A 23678-nucleotide genomic window follows, 5' to 3' on the forward strand; every position below is an offset into this window, starting at 1 on the left:
TTAAATTTTATTTGTTAAATAATTATTTTTTTTCAACCTAAAATCCAAATCAGATAAACGAATTCCAACAATATATAATACTAGCCAATAAATTATTATTATTAAAGCAATATGTTGAAACAAAGTAATCAATTTCATATAAATGGTCGTTTGAGTTAAATAAACCAAAGTATTAACATCATCTAATGATGTATATAAATAACTTACAACCACTAAATTAGCCATAATTAATTGAATAATAAACTTTCTCCATCCATATAAAGGATAATAAAGCTTAAAACGTACTAAAAAAAATAACAAAAATCCAAAATTTATATATCCAGATATAACAGACATAAATGCAAGCATTATATAAGTTAAATTTTTTATAAAAAATAAACAAAAAATACAATTAAAAACTGTAGAAAAAACAGTTATTTTTAACGGAGTTTTAGAATCTCTAGAAGCATAAAATGCGACAGATAACACTTTAGTTAACATAAAAGCTGGAATACCAAAACTAAATATAATCAAACTTTTCTGAGTTTGCAATAAATCATAAAAAGAAAAATTTCCATAAAAAAAACAAATTGCAATTAATGGCTTAGAATAATATATCAACCCTATAGTTGAAGGTATTGCAATTAATAATATCAAACGAAAACCTTTATCTAAAATATAAAAAAATAATTCCTTATTCTCCTTAAAAAAAACTTTAGATAATCTAGGAAATATCACCGTAGAAACAGATACACCAAAAACTCCAATAGGAAAATTTATTAATCTATCAGTATAATATAACCAAACAATACTACCTCCAGACAAAAATGAAGAAAAAAATAGATCAATTATAATATTAATTTGTAAAATAGATACTCCAAACAATCCAGGAATCATCAACTTTAAAATATTATTTACCTCTAAATCATTCCAAACAATTTTTATTGTAAATAACAATTTTTTTTTATATAAAAAAGATAATTGAAACAGAAATTGTATAATACCAGATATTAATACCCCCCAAGACAAAGACAATACAGGATATTTGAAATAAGGAGATAAATACAACGCAAATAAAATTAAACTAATATTAACTATAACAGGAGCAATGGCAGACACTCCAAAAAAACCATAAATATTTAATATAACACTAGACATTGCAGTTAATGGTATAAATACCAATAAAGGAAGAATAATTTTTAACATTTCTGATGCTAAATAAAAGTGTTCACTATTTTTTATAAAACCAGGAGCAAAAACAAATACTATCAAAGGAGATACAAATATTCCAATTACTGAAACAATAAAAAAAACTAATACTAACTTTCCAATAATTCTAGAAATTAAATCTTTAATTAAAAAAAAACTATTATCTTTGTGATTTTCAAATAATATTGGTATCAATATTTGAACAAAAGCATTCTCAGAAAACAAACATTTTATAACATTAAGTATCCTAAATACTACATAAAATACATCAATATTAGATTGTACTCCAAATAAATTAGCCAATACTATATCACGAAAAACCCCTAATATTCGTGAAAATAAAGTATTTATCGCTATCAATATAATAGAATAAAATGAATTATTATGCTTTTTTAACGAAATCATTTCAAATTTCAAATAAAAACTCAAAAAACTTTTTTAGAGATATAAAATATGTACATACCATATACACATTAACATAAAATTAATAAATTTATTGACATTAATAAATAATTTAGCGATATTAAGCAATATACAATAAAATTGGAACTATATAATAATGGCTAATATTAAATCATCAATAAAACGTGCTAATCAAAATAAAAAAAAACGTCAATACAATAACAAAATAAAATCTAAATATAAAACACTGATAAAACGTGTTTTACAAAACATAGAAAAAAAAGATAACAAAAATATTAAACCATCTTATAAAAAAGCACAATCTGCAATAGATAAAGCATCAAACAAAAAAATAATACATAAAAATAAAGCTTCTAGAATAAAAAAACGTTTAAACAAACATATAAAAAAATATTTTCAATATCAAAATAAAACAATATAACAAACCAAAATATATATAATATTTTAACCAATTTATAATCAAATTTATTATAAAACGATAAATACTATCTATAAAATAGTAATATTAAATATCAGTAAAATAATTAATACTAATTTTGCTCACAAGAAAAATAAATTTTGATTAAAATCAAACAAAAAAATTTTTTTATTTGTCAAAATAACAATAAACATACTTAATACTTTTAAAAGTATTTAAAACAAGAAACAACACTAAGAAAAACTAAATTTTTAAATTTAACATATACTATTTTTTCCATGCATTACCGTATAAAATCTCGTAAGTAAAAAAACTTATACAATTTAATATTGTTTTCTTATATAAATATTTTAAAAATATATCAAAATTTTTATTATCTATTAAACAATCATTAAATGATACATAAATATCATATTCATTTTCCTTTAAAAACTTTAATAAATATCCTACATTAGGAATACATAATTTTAATATCTCTCTATCAATAACAGGATCTAAAAAAGACTTAGACAACAACAAATTACCAATACTAAAAATAGTTTCAAAATTTTTTATATACATATATTTATCATCAACAAACCAAAATCTTCTTAATTCCTTAAAAGTATCAAAACCCAACATAGAAAATAGCAAACATCCTCTATAATTCATCACTCTATATATTTCCTCAATAAATAAATATAAAGAATTTTTCTTTAATCCTATTTTTTCAATAAAAACAAGATCAAAAAAATTATCTTTAAAAGGAAGATATAATGGATTGCAACAAACTTTTAAAAATTTCTTATCTAATTCTATATTCTCTCTTATTTTACATTTGTTTCTTATACAAAAATCTAAATTTAGATTAACATTAATCAACGTTGAACTTGGATATAATTTAAATAATCTTAATGTAGATGATTTCATAGAATCATATCCCAAATTTAAAATCTTCTTAGGTTTAATTTTAAAAAAATTTAATTTACAAAACAATTGTTCCCTAATTGAATTTTGAATAGAAACAAACTTTCTTACACTTAATCTTGGAAAATAATATAAAAACATTAATTTTATATTTCTTAACAATTTAAACATAATAAAAAACCATCAAAAAAAATAAACTATATACTTAAAATAACAGTCACAAAATAAAAAACATTATCATTAATCATTATCAATAAAAACCAATAAATAAAATTTAGTATCACTATTTCGAAAATATAAAACTTTATATTTTGAAAATAAAAATCAAATGTAGTATCATAAATACTTTGTCGATAAATAATCTAAATTAGAAATTTTTTATTCAATTATCTATATAAAATATCATAATAAATATTTATGCAAAACTTTCTTCAAAAAAAATTAGAAAAACTACAAAAACGCTTTAATCAAATTAATAAATTATTTCTAAATACAACTATTGTTACTGATTACAAAAAATCAAAAAAATTATTAAAAGAATTTACAAAATTAAAACCAATAATAGAATTATATAATACATATAAAAATCAAAAAAACACCATAAAAAACTTAATAGAAATCTCTAAAGATAATGATAAAGAACTTGTTTTTTTAGCAAAAGAAGAAATAGAACAAACTAAAAAAACAATACTTTCTATTGAAAAAAAAATAGAATCATTTTTTTCTATTAAAAATATACAAACTAACAGAAATGTATATTTAGAAATAAGAGCTGGAATTGGCGGGCAAGAAGCCTCAATATTTTCTAAAAACTTATTTAGAATGTATAATCGATATGCAGAAATTAGAGGATGGAATTTAGATATCATTAACATTAGTTATAATGAATGTGGAGGATATAAAGAAATAATTGCCAAAATTCAAGGAAAAGAAGTTTATTCAAATTTAAAATTCGAATCAGGAGTACACAGAGTACAACGTATACCAAAAACAGAATCTCAAGGACGTATACATACTTCAGCATGTACAGTTGCTGTTTTACCAGAAGCAGTAGATATAGATGAAATAATAATTCATAATAATGATCTACGCATAGATACTTTCAAAGCATCAGGAGCTGGAGGGCAACATGTAAATAAAACAGATTCAGCTATACGTATCACTCATATTCCCAGTAACATATCTGTAGAATGCCAAGACGAAAGATCTCAACATAAAAACAAATCCAAAGCTATAGCACTTCTCAAAGCAAAATTACTGAATATAAAAAAAAACAAAACACAAAAGCAACAAGCAAAAACTAGAAAATCCCTTATTGGAACAGGAGATAGATCAGAACGAATACGTACCTACAACTTCCCAAAAAAAAGACTAACAGATCACAGAATTAACTTAACATTATATACACTCAATGATATTTTAGAAGGAAATTTACATCCAGTAATTGACGCATTAAAACAAAAATATCTTAACTCAATATAAAATTCTTATAAAATATATATGAAAATTAGAGAAGCCTTAACAATAGCTACAAAAAAATTAAAAAAAAATAACTCAATACTAGATGCAACAATACTATTGTCATATACTTTGATGAAAACTAAAAAATACATTTATCTTAACCTAAATAAAATTTTATCAACACAGCAAATACAAATATTTTTTTCTTTAATCAAAAAACGTTCGCAAAATATACCATTATCTTATTTAACTGGAATTCAAGAATTTTGGTCTATACCTCTGTATATATCTAAGTATACTTTTATACCAAGGCCAGAAACAGAACTTCTAGTAGAAATAGCACTTAAGACTTTAAAAAAAAAAAGCATCAATTATAGACCTAGGTACAGGAAGTGGAGCAATAGCAATAGCATTAGCATCTGAAAATCCAAAATGGAATATAATAGCATGTGATTGCAGTAAAAAAGCTTTAAAAATTGCAAAATATAATGGTATTAAATTAAATTTAAACAATATAAAATACATTCTTTCCAATTGGTTTAATTCCATTGATCATCCAAAATACTTTGACATGATTGTATCTAATCCACCTTATGTCTCTATATATGACTTACACTATCTAAATCATGAAGTATATTTTGAACCAAATATTGCTTTATTTGGAGGAAAAAACGGATTACAAAAAATTTATACAATTATTAAAAAAAGCTTAAATAGACTAAAGCCAGGAGGATATCTTCTAATAGAACACGGATTTAATCAAAAATATCCAATCCAACTATTTCTAAAAAAACACAATTTTATTAATATAAACTCATGGAATGATTTAAATAATCAACCCAGAATAACAATAGGAATGAAACCCATAAAAATTAATTAATGTAAAATATTCTTTATATTAAATACTATTAAACTTTTTTAACAAACAAATCTTTATTCTAAGGTAATAATATATGCAAAAAAAATCATCATCAGATCCAATATATAAAAAAATTTTAAAACATAACCAAAATTACAGTTATAATATTGAAGCTCAAAAAAATACTATTAATTTCAAAAAAACTCAAAAAAATGCATACATAAACAATAATCAATTAAATCATATTAAAAAAATATTGTTTAATTCTTTAAATTATTTAAAAAACAAGATAAATGGTACAGTACAACATATCAAAAATGAAACACCAAATCTGTCAGATTTATCTGATAGAGCCAGTCAAGAAGAAGAATTAAACCTAAAATTAAAAACATTTAATAGAGAAAAAAAATTAATTAAAAAAATAAAAAAAGCAATTATACGTTTAAATAGTAATTATTTCGGATACTGCAAAATATGTGGAATAGAAATCGGAATTAAACGACTAAAAATACAACCAACAACAACACTATGCATTGACTGTAAAACTTTATATGAAATTAAAAAAAATAAATATAGTAAATTATAACATTACAACTTTGTTAAATATAAAAATTATTTTTTTTATAAAATTCTCTTAACTAAAAAATATTAACCTCAAAAATAATAAAATATAATTTACATAATAAATATTATTTACAGTTATTTTTTATATAAAAAACAATTATAATATTGTATAATATTGAGAATTATACGTATTTTTAATAAATTTTAAAAATTTTATATATACGATATATATAATATAGAATAAATCTTCTATATAAATAAAAAAATATTATTAATCTATAAAAAATTTTTTTAAAAAATCCAATTAAGGTTATTCTTTTATGAATATTACAAAAATATTTTCATTTCATAGCCACTGTATAGATCACATAAGCATACTAATTATTTTATCTACCATATTTTTTTTTCTTATGACATGGGGAATCGGAGCAAATGACTTAGGAAATATAATGAGTACAACTATTGGAGCAAAAATTATTAACTTACAACAAATAACATTTCTAATTATAATATTTGAATTTACTGGTGCATTTATAGGTGGAAACAATGTAACAAACACAATTAGAGACAATATAATTGATATTAATCAATTACATAACTATCCTATCATAATTATAAAAGGTATGTTAAGTTCATTAATATCCTGCACAATATGGATGAATCTATCTAGCTATTTTGGGTTACCAGTATCCATAACTAACGCTTTAGTTGGATCCATGATAGGATTTGGAACAATAGTATTGGGACCACACTCTATAAACTGGAAAGAAATAATCCACATAACAACGGGATGGATAATATCTCCTTTTATATCAGGAATTACAAGTTATATCATTTTATTATATATAAAAAAAAATATTCTTCATCAAAAAAAACTAACTCAATCAATAAAATATAAACTTAATTTATATTTATTTTTAGTAATCTCACTTTTAACTTTCATAATAATTTTTAAAATCCTAAATCATTTTAATATACAATTAAGGATTGATAAACTTATCATATTAAATTTACTAATTGGAATATTAATAACAATAATTATATATTATATTTTTATAAACAAAAAAATCTACTTAAACCAATTAAATAAAGAAAAAAATAATACACAAATAAAAAAATATTTTTCAATACTAATGATATTAACAGCATGTGCTATGATATTCGCACATGGATCCAATGATATATCATTGGCTATAGGACCATTATCTGTGATATACAAATTAATAGCAAAATTGAATTTGTATAATCATAAAAATTATATTATAAATCATCACAACTTAAATTTAATTAAAATTATAGGATGTATAGGAGTAATTTCTGGTTTTTTAACATATGGGAAAAAAGTTATAGATACAGTAGGGAATTCTATAACATCTTTAAACTCTATTAAATCTTTTGTTGCAACATTCTCTACTGCCACTATTGTAGTAATTGCAAATAACACAGGATTACCAATATCAGTAACACAAACATTAGTAGGTTCTATATTTGGAATAGGAATGGAAAAAGGAAAAAAATCAATAAATTTATTTATCGTATCCAATATCATATTATCATGGATAATCACAATGCCCGCTACATCTATATTGTCTATAATATTTTTTAAAATATTAATGCTACTTACATAAGAATACTAACATTACCTATAACTATCAAAAAAACATTAAAAAAAAAATTAATTAAAATAATTTTTTTCAATATACAAACGTATTTTTTTCATAGCATTTTTTTCAAGTTGACGAATACGTTCCGCAGAAACATTATATTTTTTTGCTAAATCATTTAAAGTAAATTTCTTATTATTTGTTAACCATCTCTTTACCAAAATATCTTTACTTCTATTATCAAGTTGCTCTATTGCTAAAAATAATCTCTCTTTATCTTTTAAATTACTAACTTCTTTTTCAATTAAATAAGCTGGATCATTATTACTATTATTAAATAAATAATTTAACGAAAAAAATTTCATATTATCTTCATTCTCTATACTAGGAATAGTAGAATCATATGAAACATCTATATTACCTCTAAATAACCTTTGCTCCATTACCAACACATCTTCCTTTTGAACCCCTAAATTACTTGCTACCATCTCAATTTCCTCTTTACTAAACCAATTTCCCAAACATTTTTTTATTTGACGCAAATTAAAAAATAACTTACGCTGAGCCTTAGTAGTAGCCACCTTAACTATACGCCAATTTTTCAAAACAAATTCATGGATTTCTGCTTTAATCCAATGTACAGCAAAAGAAACTAATCTAACCCCTAATTTCGGATTAAATCTCTTAACAGCCTTCATCAAACCTATGTTTCCTTCTTGAATTAAATCATTAAGAGGTAATCCATAGCCCAAATAACCTTTAGCAACACGAACTACATACCGCAAATGAGATAAAACTAAATATCGAGCAGCACGCAAATCACCTGTCAATTTAAACTGTTTTGCATATTTATATTCTTCTTCCGCAGTCAATATTTTTATTTGACTAATATAATGAATATAATTTTCATAAGTCTCACAATGGAACTTCAATGAAGTTAACTCCAATTTTTGTTTCATCATAAATTCTTAAAATAAAAGATAAAATTAATTATAAAATATATATTTTAATATTAATCTAATAATAAACTAAAAAAATCTATTTAAAAATTCTTATTAATATCAAAAAAACTTTTTACAAACAATTTAGCATTAAACGGAGAAATATCATCCATTTTTTCACCAAAACTTAAATAACGAAATGGAATATCAAATTCATTTGCAATATTAAATAATATACCTCCTTTAGAGGTACTATCTAATTTTGTCATAACAATTCCAGTTACACCAATAAAATCATTAAATTTACGTACTTGATTTAATGTACTTTGTCCTAAAGTAGCATCTAAAACTAATAAAACTTCATTTGGAGCTCTATTATCTATTCTAAATAACACTCGTTTAATTTTTTTTAATTCTGACATCAAATTATACTCAGTATGCAAACGTCCAGAAGTATCAATAAATAACATATCAACCTTTTCAGATTTAGAAATTTGCATAGCATTATAAACAACAGACGCACTATCAGATTTATATTTACCAAAAATAACCCTAACATCATTAATGTTAGCTAAATACTTTATTTGTTCAATAGCTCCGGATCTAAAAGTATCTCCAGCACATAAGGCAATACTTTTACCTAATGTTTTATAATATCTGCTAAGTTTTCCTATAATTGTTGTCTTACCAACTCCATTAACCCCAACTACTAATATAGTATATGGACCACCATTAGATATATCAAAATCATTAAACAACCCCTCATTTTTTTCTAAAAATGACTCCATATAATTAGATAATCTAAATATTACCTCATTATAATCATTGTATTTTTCCTTACGTAAATTTAACTTAATATCATTTAATATAACTTTTGATAAACTTAATCCAACATCAGATTTTATTAATAGTTCTTCTAATTCTTCAATAGAAACACAACCATTATTATTTTTTTTAAATAAACCCAAAAGATTTTTTTTAAAATAATTTTTTGTTTTGTCCAAATTAAATTTTAATTTCTCAAACAAATTCATACTATAATTTTATATACTAATAAACTATTAATTATCATAAAAATAATAACGAAACTCACCAAAATTTTTTACCAAAAATAAAAATATTAACCATAAAACATATTTTCTATATAAATATTCTTTAATATAAATAAAATATTTAAAAAACATATATAATGATCAATAGCTAATTGTAACATATCTTACAAACATAAATAACTACTAATTAAAATTACAATAAAACATTATATTATAATATAATCTTCAAAAAAAGATTTGAAAGACATTAAAAAAATTACTCATTAAAATATTTGTTTCAATAAAAACAAAAAAAATAATTTAATAACACTAAATATATCTTTCTAAGAAAAATAAATATATAAAAATGCCAAACATTAAAATCATTGGTGGAAACTATAAAGGAAAGATAATAAATTTTCCAAATATCAAAAAATTAAGACCAACTCTTAGCATTGCAAGAGAAAGACTATTTAATTGGCTAATGTATGACATTAAAGGATCAAAATGTCTTGATGCATTTTCCGGAAGTGGATCACTTGGATTTGAAGCATATTCAAGAGGTGCTAAAACAATTACTTTCATAGAAATTTCAAAAAAAATATTTATTAACTTAAAAAAAAATGCTTTATCTTTTAAAAATAACAAATTTACCATTATTAATGAAAACGCTATAAGTTTCCTTAAAAAAAAAAAAGATAATTTTAATATCATTTTTTTAGATCCACCATTTAAAAAAAAATATATAAATAAACTCATAAATACACCAATATTACATCAATGCCTATATAGAAATGGATTATTGTATACTGAATCAAATTCTGCTGCTATAATTAGTACAAATTTGTGGAAAAAAATAAAATTTAAAAAACAAAATAATATCTTCTATGGATTATATATGAAAATATAGTAAAATTACATTAATAGATTATTTTACTATATTAAACTAAATAACACGCAAAATATTTTTTTTAAAAAAAACTTTTTAAACCTAAAAAATATACAAAAACTATATATTTCACTAAAAAAACAAAATATTTCAATATAAAATATTCAATAACTTATTTTACTAAAATAAAACAATTAACTTTTTTATAAAAAAACAGAAATTTATTTAAAAAAACAATCAAATAAAATGAAATATTTTAAAAATTAAAAAAACCTTTATAAAAAAAGAAAAATATTTCATAATACTAATTTAAATAAATATTTTTAACTAAAAAAATAAACATTAAATTCTTAATCAATAAAAAAATATAATTTAATATAATCAAATTTATGCAAAAAAAAATAACTCAGACCATTAATAAATTAATCTTTTCAGGAAGATGGTTACAAGCACCATTATATATAGGACTACTATTAATATTAGTAGCATATGTGTACAGATTTATAAAAGAATTATTAAATTTAATACAACACATTAATATAGAAGACAATACACAGATAATGCTTGGAGTATTAGATCTAATAGATGTAGTAATGATCGCTAATTTACTAATAATGGTAATAATGGGAGGATATGAAACGTTCGTTTCTAAACTCAACCTAAATAACCACCCCGATCAACCAGAATGGCTAGATCATATAGATGCAGGTGCAATGAAAATTAAATTAGCATTAGCATTAATCGGAATATCCTCTATACACTTATTAAGAACATTTATTGATCCAAGTAAATTAAGTTACGATAACACTATGTGGCAAGTTATTATTCATATAACATTACTCATATCAGCTCTATCAATAGCATATACAAATAAAATATTATCTCAAACACATTAAAAAATTATATAATTTTCATTATTATAATTAGTCCATAAAAAATTCTAAAAATTAATTTTTGTTAAGTAAATAAAAAAATAATCTTATATTCATTCAAAACAACATTCACATTTACTTATTACTAAGTAAATTTAAAATTAAATTCACATAAATCACTTATTATACATATATGACATAAAGGTTTTCTAGATAAGCAAATATAACGACCATGCAAAAGTAAATAATTATGAAGATTTTTCATAAACTTTTTATCAACATTTCTCAATAAATTTCTCTCAACTTCAAAAGTATCTTTTCCTCTACCAATTCCAATTCTATTAGAAACACGAAAAACATGTGTATCTATAGCTATAGTCAAATATCCAAAAGCTATATTTAAAAAAAGATTAGCAGTTTTCCTCCCAACACCAGGTAAATTTTTTAAATTTTCAAAAACAAAAGGAACTTTATTGCAATAATCTTTCATTATTAAATAAGAAGTTTTAATAATATTTTTAGATTTACTTCTATAAAATCCTAAAGGTTTAATAATTTCTTGTAACCTCTTCTCTCCCAAAAAAAACATTTTTTTTGGAGTATTAGCCACTGCAAATAATCTATGTATCACTTCATTTACTTTTAAATCTGTTGTTCTTGCAGATAAAATAATTGTAATTAACAACTCAAAATTAGACAATTTTTTATTTAAATTCAAAATACTAATAGGAATTATATTCTCACTTAAACGAGTTAAAACTTCATAACACTCATCTTTATTCATATTATTATTTTAAACCTGATGATATATTTTTAATATAATCTTGCATAAGTTTTTTTTCTTGATCCAAATTTTTATTACAACCATTATTTAATATTTCTTTACTACAAAATAGATCTTTATTTTTTATCCTACTTTTTAAAAGTCTTTTTTTCTTTAAAATAAATCTCTTATAAGATTTTTCTTTATCATAAATTTTCTTTAAAGAAGGAACTAATTGTATACAATTCATAGGACATATCTCTATACATAAACCACAACCAGTACACTCATATGGTATAACCGCATGCATTAATTTACGTGAACCAATAATTGCATCTACGGGGCAATATTTAATACATTTACTACACCCTATACATTCAAATACATCAATTTTTGCTATAAATACATTCTTATGATATTTATCAATATCTTTTAAATATAAATTAACATCAATATTCAATAGTTTTCCTAATTTTTTTACTAATTCTATTCCTCCAAAAAAACAACGACCAATATCTTTAGTAGTTCCTCTCTTCAAAGCTCTCGCATAAGACAAACATCCGGAATAACTACATTTTCCACACTGAGATTGAGGCAATAAATTATTAATTTCTTTTACTGAAATCATAAAACAATATACCAAAATATCAATTATTTAAAAAAACTTTTTCTATATCTTTTTTACTTACCCTAAATATCATGGGATAAAAATTATTTATTCTGATATCTAATATGGGATTTTCTATAGAATCCCAATTCAATGAACCACAATTTAAAAATTTCTCACTCATTTCAGCCAAATTTGGAAGTACAGGCTTCAAATATCCAATTAACAAACGATATAAATTTAATCCCATTGTACAAACTTTATGCACCTCAAATAATAAAGACGAATTCTTAATCATAATCCAAGGTTTTTTCTCATTAATATACCAATTACTTTTATCAGCACACTTCATAATATATGAAATAGCTATTGAATATTTATGATCTAAAAAGGATTGTATAATTATAGATTTATTTTCTAATAAATCTTCATACAACTTTAAACTATCTAATACACTAGATAATTTATTGCTATAATACTTTTTTATAAAACTAGAACAACGACTTGCTATATTAATTACTTTTCCAACTAAATCAGAATTCACTTTTACTAAAAAATCATCAAAATTTAAATCAATATCCTCAATAGTATCATTTAATTTAGAAGCAAAATAATAACGTAAATATTCTGGATTTAAATATTTTTTATAAATTGAAGCTTTAATAAAAGTACCACTAGATTTAGACATTTTTTTTCCATTAATAGTAAGAAAACCATGAACAAAAATAGATGTTGGTAACCTATAACCACTTGCAATCAATAAAGCCGGCCAAAATAAATAATGAAAATAAATAACATCCTTCCCTATAAAATGATATAACTCTGTTTCAGAATCAATATTCCAATATTTATTGAACCAAAATAAATTATTACTATTTATACAATATTTTTTAAAAATAGACATATAACTTATAGAAGCATCAAACCAAACATAAAAATATTTTTCACTACTATCATTGGGAATTTTGAACCCAAAATAAGGACTATCACGAGATATATTCCAATCTTTTAATCCTAAAAAAAACCACTCATTCAATTTATTTAAAATCTCTTTTTGCAAAAATTTCCTATTCTTAATCCATTTTTGCAAGATTAAACTATATTTAGATAAAGAAAAAAAATAATGTTCTGACCCTTTTTTTATTGGACAAACACCAGAAATAGAAGATACAGGATTAATAATATCATTAATATTATGAACACTTCCGCAAATCACACAACTATCTCCATGTTGATTCTTAGAATTACATTTAGGACAAATCCCTATAATATAGCGATCTGGTAAAAACATTTTTTCAATAGGATCATAAAACTGATAAATAAATTTCTTAACAATATCTCCATTATTTAGCAAACGAGAATATATAAAATTAACTAACTTTTCATTTTCAATAGAATGAGTAGTATGATAATAGTCATAATTTATATAAAAATCTTTAAAATCCTCCTCATGAGACTTCTTGATATCAATAATCAATTCTTCAGAAAGAATACCTAATTTTTTTGCATATAACATAATTGGAGTACCATGAGCATCATCTCCACATATAAAAATACACTTATTACCAATCATTTTATTTGCACGAACCCAAATATCAGATTTAATATGTTCAAGTAAATGCCCTAAGTGTAATAAGCCATTTGCATATGGTAATGCAGTTGTAACCAAAATTTGACGACCACTATCTTTTCTATTCATATATAAAATTACTAAAAAACCTCTTTTAATAAAATTATCATTTTTTTTTTAATCTTAATAAGGACCAAAACAAAATACTTCAAATAATTACTTTTATTAAATATAAAACATATATACTCTATATATATTTAAAAGTTTTCTCTTTTTAAAATTATGTTATACAATAAAATTTCATATTAAAAACTATTTAATTCATTAAATTAACCTTAAATTTTATCTATAAATTATTTATACATAAAAATATATACTACTCTTAATAATACCTATAAAACATATCCTTTATGTAATTAAAGAATAAAAAATACTTACTAACATTTTTTATATTCTATAAAAAATTTTAATAAACTTCATACTTTTTAATAAACACTAATCCTTTATGTTACATAATTTATCTAAAAATTAAATATTTACCATAATACTATATTTAGTATTTAACTATTACTTTTGTTCACTCAATATTTTTAAAGATTAATCATAACATAACTATATACGAAGTATTTTATACACTTTTTTTTAAACAATATTTATATATTTTTATTCTTAATTTATATCTATTTTTAAAATAAAACTAAATTTCCCAACTTATATCAAATTAACTACTAAACATAAAATAATACAATCATAAAAAATCAAAATAATATAATCTTTTTCTAAAAAACCTAATACTTAAAATATTAATTACTTTTATTCAAAAATAACTATTAAACTAATTTTTTCTTTTATTTATAACAAAATTATAAAACTACTTATAAATACCTATTTTTTTTAAATAAATTAATAATATAAATAAAGATGATGAAGTAACACCAAAGATTCTTTTAGCCTGACCTAAAGTTACTGGTCTAATCTCACTTAATCTCTGAATTGCCTCTGTTGATAATCCAGATATTTTTGCATAATCTAAATCAACAGGTAATTTTATATTCTCATATACATAAAGTCGTTCAATATCCAATAATTGGCGTTCAATATATCCAAAATATTTTCCATCAATATTAATCTGCTCTTCTACTGAATCTGACAATTTAGGAAAATTTAAATCATGCAACACACTCTGCAAAAAGCCATACGTAACTCCAGAATATTTTAATAACTCAATTGCAAAATATTTTTTTTTCTTTAAAAAATTTACTTTTTTAAATAAAGATTTGTAACGGTCAACATTCACTAATGTTGATTTTAATAATAACTTAACTTCATTAATAGAATCTCTTTTCTTACAAAAATTTCTCCAACGTATATCATCAACCAAACCTAATTTCCTACCTTTATCCATTAATCTCAAATCAGCATTATCTTCTCTCAATATCAATCTATATTCCGCTCTAGAAGTAAACATACGATAAGGTTCATCCACTCCACAATTTATTAAGTCATCAATTAAAACACCAATATAAGATTCGTTTCTTCCCGGACACCATAATTCCTTTTCTTTAGCTAATAAAGAAGCATTCATACCAGCAATTAATCCTTGAGCAGCAGCCTCTTCATATCCAGTTGTTCCATTAATCTGACCAGCAAAAAATAAATTATTAATAATTTTTGTCTGTAAAAAATTAGTTAATCCTCTAGGATCAAAGTAATCATACTCTACAGCATAACCAGGTCTAGTAATAAAAGCTTTTTCAAATCCTACAATAGTACGAATAAACTTTAATTGAGTAACAAAAGGCAAACTCGTTGATATACCATTGGGATATATCTCATCTGTATATAATCCTTCTGGCTCTACAAAAATTTGATGAGACGACTTACTAGAAAATCTTACAATTTTATCCTCAATAGACGGACAATAACGAGGCCCTTTTCCCTTAATATTTCCAGAATATACTGAAGACAAATGTAAATTTTCTCTAATAATATCATGTGTTTGTGTAGTTGTATAAGTAATATAACAAGGAATTTGACTTGGCCTATCTACTAAATGTCCCAAATAAGAAAAAGGAATAACAGGATCTTGTCCCAATTGTTTTTTCATCTTACTATAATCAATAGACCGTCCATCAATTCTTGGAGGTGTTCCAGTTTTTAACCTGCCAACAGGAAAAGATAATTTTCGTAAATAATCAGCCAACATTACTGATGAATGATCTCCAAATCTTCCAGAAAAATATTGACTAATTCCTATATGAATTTTCCCTCTTAAAAAAGTACCAACTGTTAAAACAATTGATCTAGCATAAATACTTAATCCCAAACTAGTAATCACTCCAACAACATAATCCTTATCTATTATTAATTCTATTACTTCCTCCTGCAAAAAACTCAAATTATCTTGTTTTTGCAATAACTTATAAATAGATTGTTTATATAAAATTCTATCAACTTGTATTCTTGTAGAACGAACAGCTGGACCTTTTGAAGAATTAAGAATATGAAAATGAATACCAGAATAATCAGATGCTAAAGCCATTAAACCACCTAACGCATCAATTTCTTTTACTAATTGACTCTTCCCTATTCCACCAATTGCTGGATTGCAAGATAATTGGCCTAAACTATCAATACTTTGTGTAATCAACAATGTACATGATCCAATCCTAGCAGAAGCAGAAGCAGCTTCTATTCCAGCATGTCCACCACCAATTACAATAACATCATATTTGTTATTAAAATACATAATAAAAAATTTTAAAAAAGTAAATTTTCAATTTTTTATTATAAGTAAATGAAAAATCTAATTCAAACTAATTACAATAATTTTACTATACATAGTATAATTAATTTATGATAACAAATCTACTTTAATAAAAGTTTCACGATAATAAATAAGTTCCAAAATCGAATCTCTAATATCATTTAAAGCTAAATGTCTAGATTCTTTTACAAATCCATTTAATAATTTTGGATTCCAACGTTTCACTAATTCTCTTAATGTACTAACATCAAGATTTCTATAATGAAAATAAGAAAAAAGATTTGGCATATATTTATATAAAAATCTTCTATCTTGACACACCGTATTCCCGCACATAGGAGATTTTCCTTTATCTATATAATTTTTTAAAAAATTTATAGTTTGTAACTCCGCCTCATTTTCAGAAATTTTAGAATCTAAAACCCTAGAAAACAAACCAGAACTCTTATGCTGATTGGTATTCCAAATATCCATATTATCCAAAATAAATTTCTCCTGATAAATAACTAAATCAGGACCTTCCGATATAATATTTAAATTAACATCTGTAATAATTGTAGCAATTTCAATTATTTTATCTCTATCAGGTATAAGTCCTGTCATTTCTAAATCTATCCAAATTAAATTATTATTATTTTTCATAAAATACTTTTTTTTTCCAATAAACACAAATATACTTTGCATATTTCACACGTTTTTTATGCATTTCTTCTCTAATATCTTTTTTTTTGTATCCCATTTCTATAAAAAACTTAGAATTAATACTAGCACACTTTTCCAATAAAATCTTCCAAAAACTATACTGTATATAATAATTACCTATATAAGTATTACAACTACAAAAATCTATTTTACATACTAACAAACATTTAATAAATAAATCTGGATTACGAAAAGCATTATTTATCTCTAAAATTTTAATCAAAGTTTCTGGATTTAAATTCCATGCCATATAAATACTTTGAAAAAAACGAGCACTCATAATAGCTAATTTTCGATAAATTAAAGGAACTTTTAATCTATTACAAAAATTATAAATAACATTAGACCTATCCTGATTATAAAAAAAATGAATAGGCCAATATTTCATATTGATTATAGATTTTTCTAAATGACATAAAAATACTGCAAAACGTACTATAGGATCATAAGTCAAATTTACAGAATTGCGTAAAGCCATCAAAGCATGAACTCCACTATCTATTTCTGGATGAAATTTGCTAACATTAGGAACTCCAAATAATCTATTAATTTCAGGAAAAATAATTTCTAATGCTCCACAAGATCTTAAAACTTCAATAAAAATTTCTGGATTTTTTTCAGATAAACTTCTATTCCATTCTTGCCAAATACGCTCAATAGTTATATATTTCAACTCACCAAGTTTCACTATTTTATACATCAAACTTTCTGTTTCATTAGCAATTTTAAATCCTAAATGATGATAACGAGCTTTAAATCTAGCAATACGCAAAACACGTATCGGATCTTCTATAAATGCAGAAGACACATGTCTTAAAATTTTTTTTCTTAAATCACTTATTCCATTATACGGATCAATCAATACACCGTGTGAATCTATAGCCATAGCATTAATAGTAAGATCTCGACGTTTTAAATCTTCTTCTAAAGTAATATTAGGATTAAAATCACATTTAAAACCATAATAACCAGGAGCATACTTATATTCTGTTCTCGCTAAAGCATATTCTTCACTAGTTATTGGATGTAAAAACACAGGAAAACTCTTTCCAATACATCTGTAACCTTTTTGCTTTAATAATTCTTTAGTTGCTCCAACAACAACCCAATCCCGTTCTTTAACTGGATATCCAAGCAATCTATCTCTTACAGCTCCACCCACAAGATATATCTTCATTCAGTTTTCCCATAATCTAAAATAAAAAATTTGAAAAAATTATTTTTATAATATATTTATGTTATAAATAAAGTACTTAACTATAACCCAACTAACAAAAACAACCTAAACCATAATAAATAAATTACATAATTTATTTTTATCATTGAATAATACAACAAACAACATTACTTAAAATAAAAACTATTGCAAATGAATTAAACAATTTTTTTTATCGCTAAACGATAATTAATTGTTTTCTTTAAAAAAAACTATTATTATAAATATAATTTAATTATTAACAGTCTAATAAAAAAGTAAAATCTTTAATTTTAAAAAAATATTTATAAAAAATTATTTTAATATACTCTAAATATTAATGTTATATATAATAAAGCACACGATATTAATATCACTAATATTGTTAACCATAACAACATCTACTAAAACACAAATTATTCCGAATAATAATAAAACAAACAATAATAACAATATTTATTGCATGAAAAGTAAGAACACATGCACCTCATATAAAAAAAAAAAAATAAGTATCAACACTCATAATAATTATACAAAAAATAAAAAAATATTACATATTAACCAAAACTACTACAATGATAAAGATAGAATTCAATATCCTATATTGCATACATATAATATAAAAGATAAATTACTTATACAAAAAGGAGAATACATAGCTAAAATAGCCGATTGTATTTCATGTCATACAAATACAAAAAATCATCCTTTTTCTGGAGGATTAAAAATTTCAACTCCATTCGGAAATTTTTATACTCCTAATATAACACCAGATAAAAAAACTGGAATAGGAAACTGGAGTGAAAAAGATTTCATTAACGCTATGAAAAACGGAAAAAGCCCAAATGGAAAAAATTATTTTCCCGTATTTCCATATACTTATTTCTCCAAAATTACAAATAATGATTTGCATGCACTATATGTATATTTTATGCATATACCTCCAATAAAACAAAAAAATAAACCATTATCATTTCCATTTAACTTACCAGGTTTTAGATATATAATACATGGATGGAATTTTCTATTTTTCAACAAATCAAAAAATGAAGAAAACTTTTTTCCTAATAAAAAACAAAATTTTTATTGGAAAAGAGGAGAATATATTGTCAACAGTCTCGGACATTGTGGAATGTGTCATACTCCAATAAATATATTTGGAGCACCAAAGAAAAATTTTTTCCTTTCAGGTGCATTCATTAATGGACATTGGGCACCTAATATTACAAAAGATGGACTATCATATTTTCACATAAACGATATTATAGATATTTTTAATAAAAATAAATTATTAGGTCAAAACAGCCCAATAACAGGTCCAATGGCAGAAGTTAATCATAACAGCCTTATTTATCTTACAAAAAAAGACAAAATATCTATTGCAACATATTTAAAAAATATAAATAGTATTAATCCAACATGGATTAATCATAAAAATAAAAAACAATCTAATTCTTCAATAGGAAAGATTATATATAAAAACAGTTGTATAATGTGTCATTATAACGGAGAAATGGGTGCTCCAACAATTTTTGATGCAGAAAATTGGTTTATGCGAATTAAATATTCCAATTTTAAAACACTATATAAACATACTATTTATGGATACAATAGCATGCCAATTAAAGGAAATTGTTTAAATTGCTCTAAAACAGATATTATCAATGCAGTTAATTACATATTAAATAACTCTTTAAATATCTCCCAATGGAGAAATATAATTAATAAAAAATAAAACAATCTAACTAAAAATATAAAATTCTTATAAAAAACAATAAAACATATCAAATATGCAATGAAAACAACTACTAAAAATAACATATAAAATATAAAATAAAACTTTTTAAAAAAAATTTATTATTAAATACAGTATTTACTGTATTTAATAATACAACAAAATACATTTTGTAATATAAGTATTATACAATTATTAAAGACTAAGAAAAAATCTGTAAAAAACACAATTTACCTATAAAATAAATCATGAATAATAATATTATTCTTTATGATAATATATCTATATAATCCCTATATATAAATATGTATAATAAAAATAAAAATTTTAAAATCATTAATTTTACAAAATATTTATGATTAACAAAATTATAATTCAACCTAATAATTGGCAAATTAATATGCATCAAGGGGTAACTCCTGTAAGCAAAGCTATATATAATCTACATATGATTGCATTAATAATATGTACAATAATAGGATTATTTATATTTACCATAGTAACTTATACACTTATAAAACACAGAAAACATAAAAATCACAAAGCAAGTAATTTTCATAAAAATACATTGTTAGAAATAATATGGATTATTATTCCATTCATTATTTTAATAGGCCTAGCAATACCTGCCACAAAGACATTACAATACATGGAAAACACCGATGACAATCCATATATCACAATTAAAATTACAGGATATCAATGGAAATGGCAATATGAATATCTCAATAAAGGAATTAATTTTTTCAGTTCACTATCTACTCCATATAATCAAATTCACAATGAAAAAAAGAAAAACATTTGGTACTTATTAGAAGTAGATAAACCACTTATACTTCCAATCAACAAAAAAATACGATTTTTAATAACTTCTAACGATGTTATACACTCATGGTGGATTCCAGAATTAGGAATTAAACAAGATGCTATACCAGGATATATAAACGAAGCTTGGACAATAATAAGAAACATTGGTGTATATAGGGGGCAATGCGCTGAACTATGCGGGATTAATCACTCTTATATGCCAATAGTAATTAAAGCAATAAACCAATCAGATTTTCAAAAATGGATTAATAAAAACAAAAAACTAAATAAAAAAAATAAAAACTATGAACATAAAAAAAACTTAAAAAAATTTATAAAGCTTACACATATAACATTAATGAAAATAGGTAAAGAAAAATATGAACAAACATGCTCTCCATGCCATCAAATAAATGGAGAAGGATTACCACCTATATATCCAGCATTAAAAAATAGCTCAATAACAACAGGACGTCCTATATCTAGACATATTAATATCATATTATATGGAATACCAGGTACAGCTATGCAATCCTTTAAAGACCAATTAACAAGTTCTGATATTGCAGCTATAGTTACATATGAAAGAAACGCTTGGGGTAATAATACAAATGAAGATATACAAGAACAAGACATAGAAAATATAAAAAACAATACCAAACATTAGTAAATTACTATAAGAAAACATATCACAATATTGATAAACTTATAGATCAAACATAATACTTTTTTTTAAAAAATATATATGAACAAACATCATGACATAAAAAAATATAAATTATTTTCAACAAAAACTATTAAAAAAATTTTTAACTTTATAAAAAAATGGTCTTCTACAACTAACCACAAAAACATAGGAAGCTTATATTTATACTTCTCCATAATAAATCTCTTTATAGGTGGATTCATGGCTTTAATCATTAGATTAGAGTTATTTCAACCAGGGCAACAATTCATAAATTCAAACTTCTTTAATCAAATGACTACTATGCATGGACTAATTATGGTATTCGGAGTCGTTATGCCAGCATTCACAGGTTTAGCAAACTGGCAAATCCCAATGATGATCGGAGCTCCAGACATGGCTTTTCCAAGATTAAATAACCTTAGTTTTTGGTTATTACCATTTGCCTTTATTATGCTAATATCTACTATATTTCAAAAAGGAGGTGGCCCTAACTTTGGATGGACAATGTATGCACCATTATCTACTAAATATGCACCTCCAAGTACTGATTATATGATATTCTCTATTCATATTATAGGTATATCATCTATATTAGGAGCAATCAATATTGTAACAACAATTATAAATTTAAGAGCTCCAGGAATGAAATATATGAAAATGCCTATGTTTGTCTGGACTTGGTTCATTACATCCTTTTTATTGCTAGCTATTATACCAGTATTAGCAGCTGCAATAACTATGATGTTAGCTGATCGTCATTTAGGAACAAGTTTTTTCGAAGCATCAGGTGGTGGCGATCCAATACTTTTTCAACATATTTTTTGGTTTTTTGGTCACCCAGAAGTCTATGTACTAGTATTACCAGCTTTTGGTGTAATATCTGAGGTTATTCCCACATTTAGTAGAAAACCATTATTTGGATACAAATCCATGGTTTATGCAATAGTTGTTATTGCATTTTTATCATTCATTGTATGGGCACATCATATGTTCACAGCAGGTATTTCTATAAACGCCGAACTATTTTTTATGTACACAACAATGTTAATAGCCATACCTACTGGAATAAAAATTTTTAATTGGATTAGTACAATGTACAAAGGATCTATTACATTTGAAACTCCTATGTTATTTGCAATATCCTTTATATTACTATTCATGATTGGAGGATTCACTGGAATAATGTCTTCTTTAGTTCCATCCGATTATCAATATCAAGATACCTACTTTATTGTAGCTCATTTTCATTATACATTAGTACCAGGAGTTATCTTTGCATTATTCTCAGGAATATATTATTGGATTCCAAAATGGAGTGGATATAAGTACAATGAAAAATTAGGTAAATGGCATTTTTGGTTATCAGTAATTTCAGTAAACATTCTTTTTTTTCCAATGCACTTTTTAGGATTAGCTGGGATGCCTAGAAGAGTATCAGATTACTCTATACAATTCACTAATTTTAATATGATCTCATCAATAGGAGCATTTATATTTGGAATATCCCAAATAATATTTTTAATAAATATATTACAGACTATTTTTAATTACAAAAATAAATCTAAAAAAGTCAATAATATAGTATGGGATGGAGCAAAAGGACTAGAATGGACTTTATCATCCCCTCCACCTTATCATAGCTTCAAAACACCACCAAAAATTAATTAGAAAAAATATTTTTTTTCAAA

Annotated in this window: 21 protein-coding genes; 11 read left to right on the plus strand and 10 right to left on the minus strand. The window is 23.3% G+C overall.

Annotated elements, in window-relative coordinates; genetic code table 11:
* On the minus strand, positions 1 to 1593 hold the full coding sequence (gene murJ / locus RQL38_RS01370) for a murein biosynthesis integral membrane protein MurJ (protein WP_338521248.1): 1593 nt from the start codon (positions 1591 to 1593) through the stop codon (positions 1 to 3).
* Positions 1594 to 1747: 154 nt separating this feature from the next.
* On the opposite strand from murJ, the gene rpsT reads away from it, so the two are divergent.
* Positions 1748 to 2032: a 30S ribosomal protein S20 gene (gene rpsT, locus RQL38_RS01375; protein WP_338521249.1), complete on the plus strand. Its 285-nt coding sequence runs from the start codon at positions 1748 to 1750 to the stop codon at positions 2030 to 2032.
* 264 nt (positions 2033 to 2296) lie between these two features.
* Here the strand turns inward: rpsT and RQL38_RS01380 are convergent, their stop codons facing one another.
* Positions 2297 to 3106 carry a hypothetical protein gene (locus tag RQL38_RS01380; RefSeq protein ID WP_338521250.1) on the minus strand — a complete coding sequence of 270 codons (810 nt, stop codon included), beginning with the start codon at positions 3104 to 3106 and terminating at the stop codon, positions 2297 to 2299.
* A gap of 246 nt (positions 3107 to 3352) precedes the next feature.
* Here RQL38_RS01380 and prfA point away from each other — a divergent pair, with 246 nt between their 5' ends.
* From prfA to RQL38_RS01405, 5 genes are all read left to right on the plus strand, one after another.
* Positions 3353 to 4417 carry a peptide chain release factor 1 gene (gene prfA, locus RQL38_RS01385; protein ID WP_338521251.1) on the plus strand — a complete coding sequence of 355 codons (1065 nt, stop codon included), beginning with the start codon at positions 3353 to 3355 and terminating at the stop codon, positions 4415 to 4417.
* Positions 4418 to 4435: 18 nt separating this feature from the next.
* Entirely contained in the window at positions 4436 to 4819 is a 384-nt protein-coding gene (locus RQL38_RS01390) for a hypothetical protein (protein WP_338521252.1), read from the plus strand.
* Positions 4803 to 5276, plus strand: coding sequence for a HemK family protein methyltransferase (locus tag RQL38_RS01395; protein WP_338521996.1), 474 nt, complete (start codon positions 4803 to 4805; stop codon positions 5274 to 5276). The genes RQL38_RS01390 and RQL38_RS01395 overlap by 17 nt, the downstream gene beginning before the upstream one ends.
* Before the next feature lie 73 nt (positions 5277 to 5349).
* Positions 5350 to 5841 (plus strand): RNA polymerase-binding protein DksA, encoded by a 492-nt coding sequence (dksA, locus tag RQL38_RS01400; protein ID WP_338521253.1) that lies wholly within the window; start codon positions 5350 to 5352, stop codon positions 5839 to 5841.
* Between the two features lie 388 nt (positions 5842 to 6229).
* A complete protein-coding gene (locus RQL38_RS01405; RefSeq protein WP_338521254.1) occupies positions 6230 to 7447 on the plus strand; it encodes an inorganic phosphate transporter in 1218 nt (405 codons plus the stop codon).
* A gap of 47 nt (positions 7448 to 7494) precedes the next feature.
* Here the strand turns inward: RQL38_RS01405 and rpoH are convergent, their stop codons facing one another.
* Both rpoH and ftsY read right to left on the minus strand, forming a co-directional pair.
* On the minus strand, positions 7495 to 8382 hold the full coding sequence (gene rpoH / locus RQL38_RS01410; protein WP_338521255.1) for an RNA polymerase sigma factor RpoH: 888 nt from the start codon (positions 8380 to 8382) through the stop codon (positions 7495 to 7497).
* Between the two features lie 83 nt (positions 8383 to 8465).
* Complete coding sequence (ftsY, locus tag RQL38_RS01415) at positions 8466 to 9398, minus strand: signal recognition particle-docking protein FtsY (RefSeq protein WP_338521256.1); 933 nt, start codon at positions 9396 to 9398, stop codon at positions 8466 to 8468.
* A gap of 364 nt (positions 9399 to 9762) precedes the next feature.
* Between ftsY and rsmD the strand changes: the two genes are divergently transcribed.
* Together rsmD and RQL38_RS01425 are read left to right on the plus strand one after the other, a co-directional pair.
* Positions 9763 to 10305 carry a 16S rRNA (guanine(966)-N(2))-methyltransferase RsmD gene (rsmD, locus tag RQL38_RS01420; RefSeq protein WP_338521257.1) on the plus strand — a complete coding sequence of 181 codons (543 nt, stop codon included), beginning with the start codon at positions 9763 to 9765 and terminating at the stop codon, positions 10303 to 10305.
* A gap of 368 nt (positions 10306 to 10673) precedes the next feature.
* Complete coding sequence (locus RQL38_RS01425; RefSeq protein WP_338521258.1) at positions 10674 to 11180, plus strand: TIGR00645 family protein; 507 nt, start codon at positions 10674 to 10676, stop codon at positions 11178 to 11180.
* A gap of 121 nt (positions 11181 to 11301) precedes the next feature.
* Here the strand turns inward: RQL38_RS01425 and RQL38_RS01430 are convergent, their stop codons facing one another.
* The 6 genes from RQL38_RS01430 to RQL38_RS01455 form a co-directional block, all read right to left on the minus strand.
* Positions 11302 to 11940, minus strand: a complete 639-nt coding sequence (locus RQL38_RS01430; RefSeq protein WP_338521259.1) for an endonuclease III — start codon at positions 11938 to 11940, stop codon at positions 11302 to 11304.
* A gap of 4 nt (positions 11941 to 11944) precedes the next feature.
* Entirely contained in the window at positions 11945 to 12547 is a 603-nt protein-coding gene (locus RQL38_RS01435; RefSeq protein WP_338521260.1) for an RnfABCDGE type electron transport complex subunit B, read from the minus strand.
* A gap of 19 nt (positions 12548 to 12566) precedes the next feature.
* Positions 12567 to 14225, minus strand: coding sequence for a methionine--tRNA ligase (gene metG / locus RQL38_RS01440; RefSeq protein ID WP_338521261.1), 1659 nt, complete (start codon positions 14223 to 14225; stop codon positions 12567 to 12569).
* A gap of 742 nt (positions 14226 to 14967) precedes the next feature.
* Positions 14968 to 16845, minus strand: a complete 1878-nt coding sequence (gene mnmG, locus RQL38_RS01445; RefSeq protein WP_338521262.1) for a tRNA uridine-5-carboxymethylaminomethyl(34) synthesis enzyme MnmG — start codon at positions 16843 to 16845, stop codon at positions 14968 to 14970.
* A 105-nt stretch (positions 16846 to 16950) separates the two neighbouring features.
* A complete protein-coding gene (gene orn, locus RQL38_RS01450; RefSeq protein WP_338521263.1) occupies positions 16951 to 17505 on the minus strand; it encodes an oligoribonuclease in 555 nt (184 codons plus the stop codon).
* The gene (locus RQL38_RS01455) at positions 17495 to 18742 is read right to left on the minus strand and encodes a multifunctional CCA addition/repair protein (protein ID WP_338521264.1); all 1248 of its coding nucleotides are present in this window, start codon (positions 18740 to 18742) and stop codon (positions 17495 to 17497) included. The genes orn and RQL38_RS01455 overlap by 11 nt, the downstream gene beginning before the upstream one ends.
* A gap of 358 nt (positions 18743 to 19100) precedes the next feature.
* Here RQL38_RS01455 and RQL38_RS01460 point away from each other — a divergent pair, with 358 nt between their 5' ends.
* From RQL38_RS01460 to ctaD, 3 genes are all read left to right on the plus strand, one after another.
* A complete protein-coding gene (locus tag RQL38_RS01460; protein ID WP_338521265.1) occupies positions 19101 to 20495 on the plus strand; it encodes a c-type cytochrome in 1395 nt (464 codons plus the stop codon).
* A 355-nt stretch (positions 20496 to 20850) separates the two neighbouring features.
* The gene (coxB, locus tag RQL38_RS01465; RefSeq protein WP_338521266.1) at positions 20851 to 21969 is read left to right on the plus strand and encodes a cytochrome c oxidase subunit II; all 1119 of its coding nucleotides are present in this window, start codon (positions 20851 to 20853) and stop codon (positions 21967 to 21969) included.
* Between the two features lie 78 nt (positions 21970 to 22047).
* Complete coding sequence (gene ctaD / locus RQL38_RS01470) at positions 22048 to 23658, plus strand: cytochrome c oxidase subunit I (RefSeq protein WP_338521267.1); 1611 nt, start codon at positions 22048 to 22050, stop codon at positions 23656 to 23658.
* The last annotated feature ends 20 nt before the right edge of the window (positions 23659 to 23678 follow it).

The sequence above is a fragment of the Candidatus Legionella polyplacis genome (genome assembly GCF_037013735.1).
GTDB lineage: Bacteria > Pseudomonadota > Gammaproteobacteria > Legionellales > Legionellaceae > Legionella_E > Legionella_E polyplacis_A.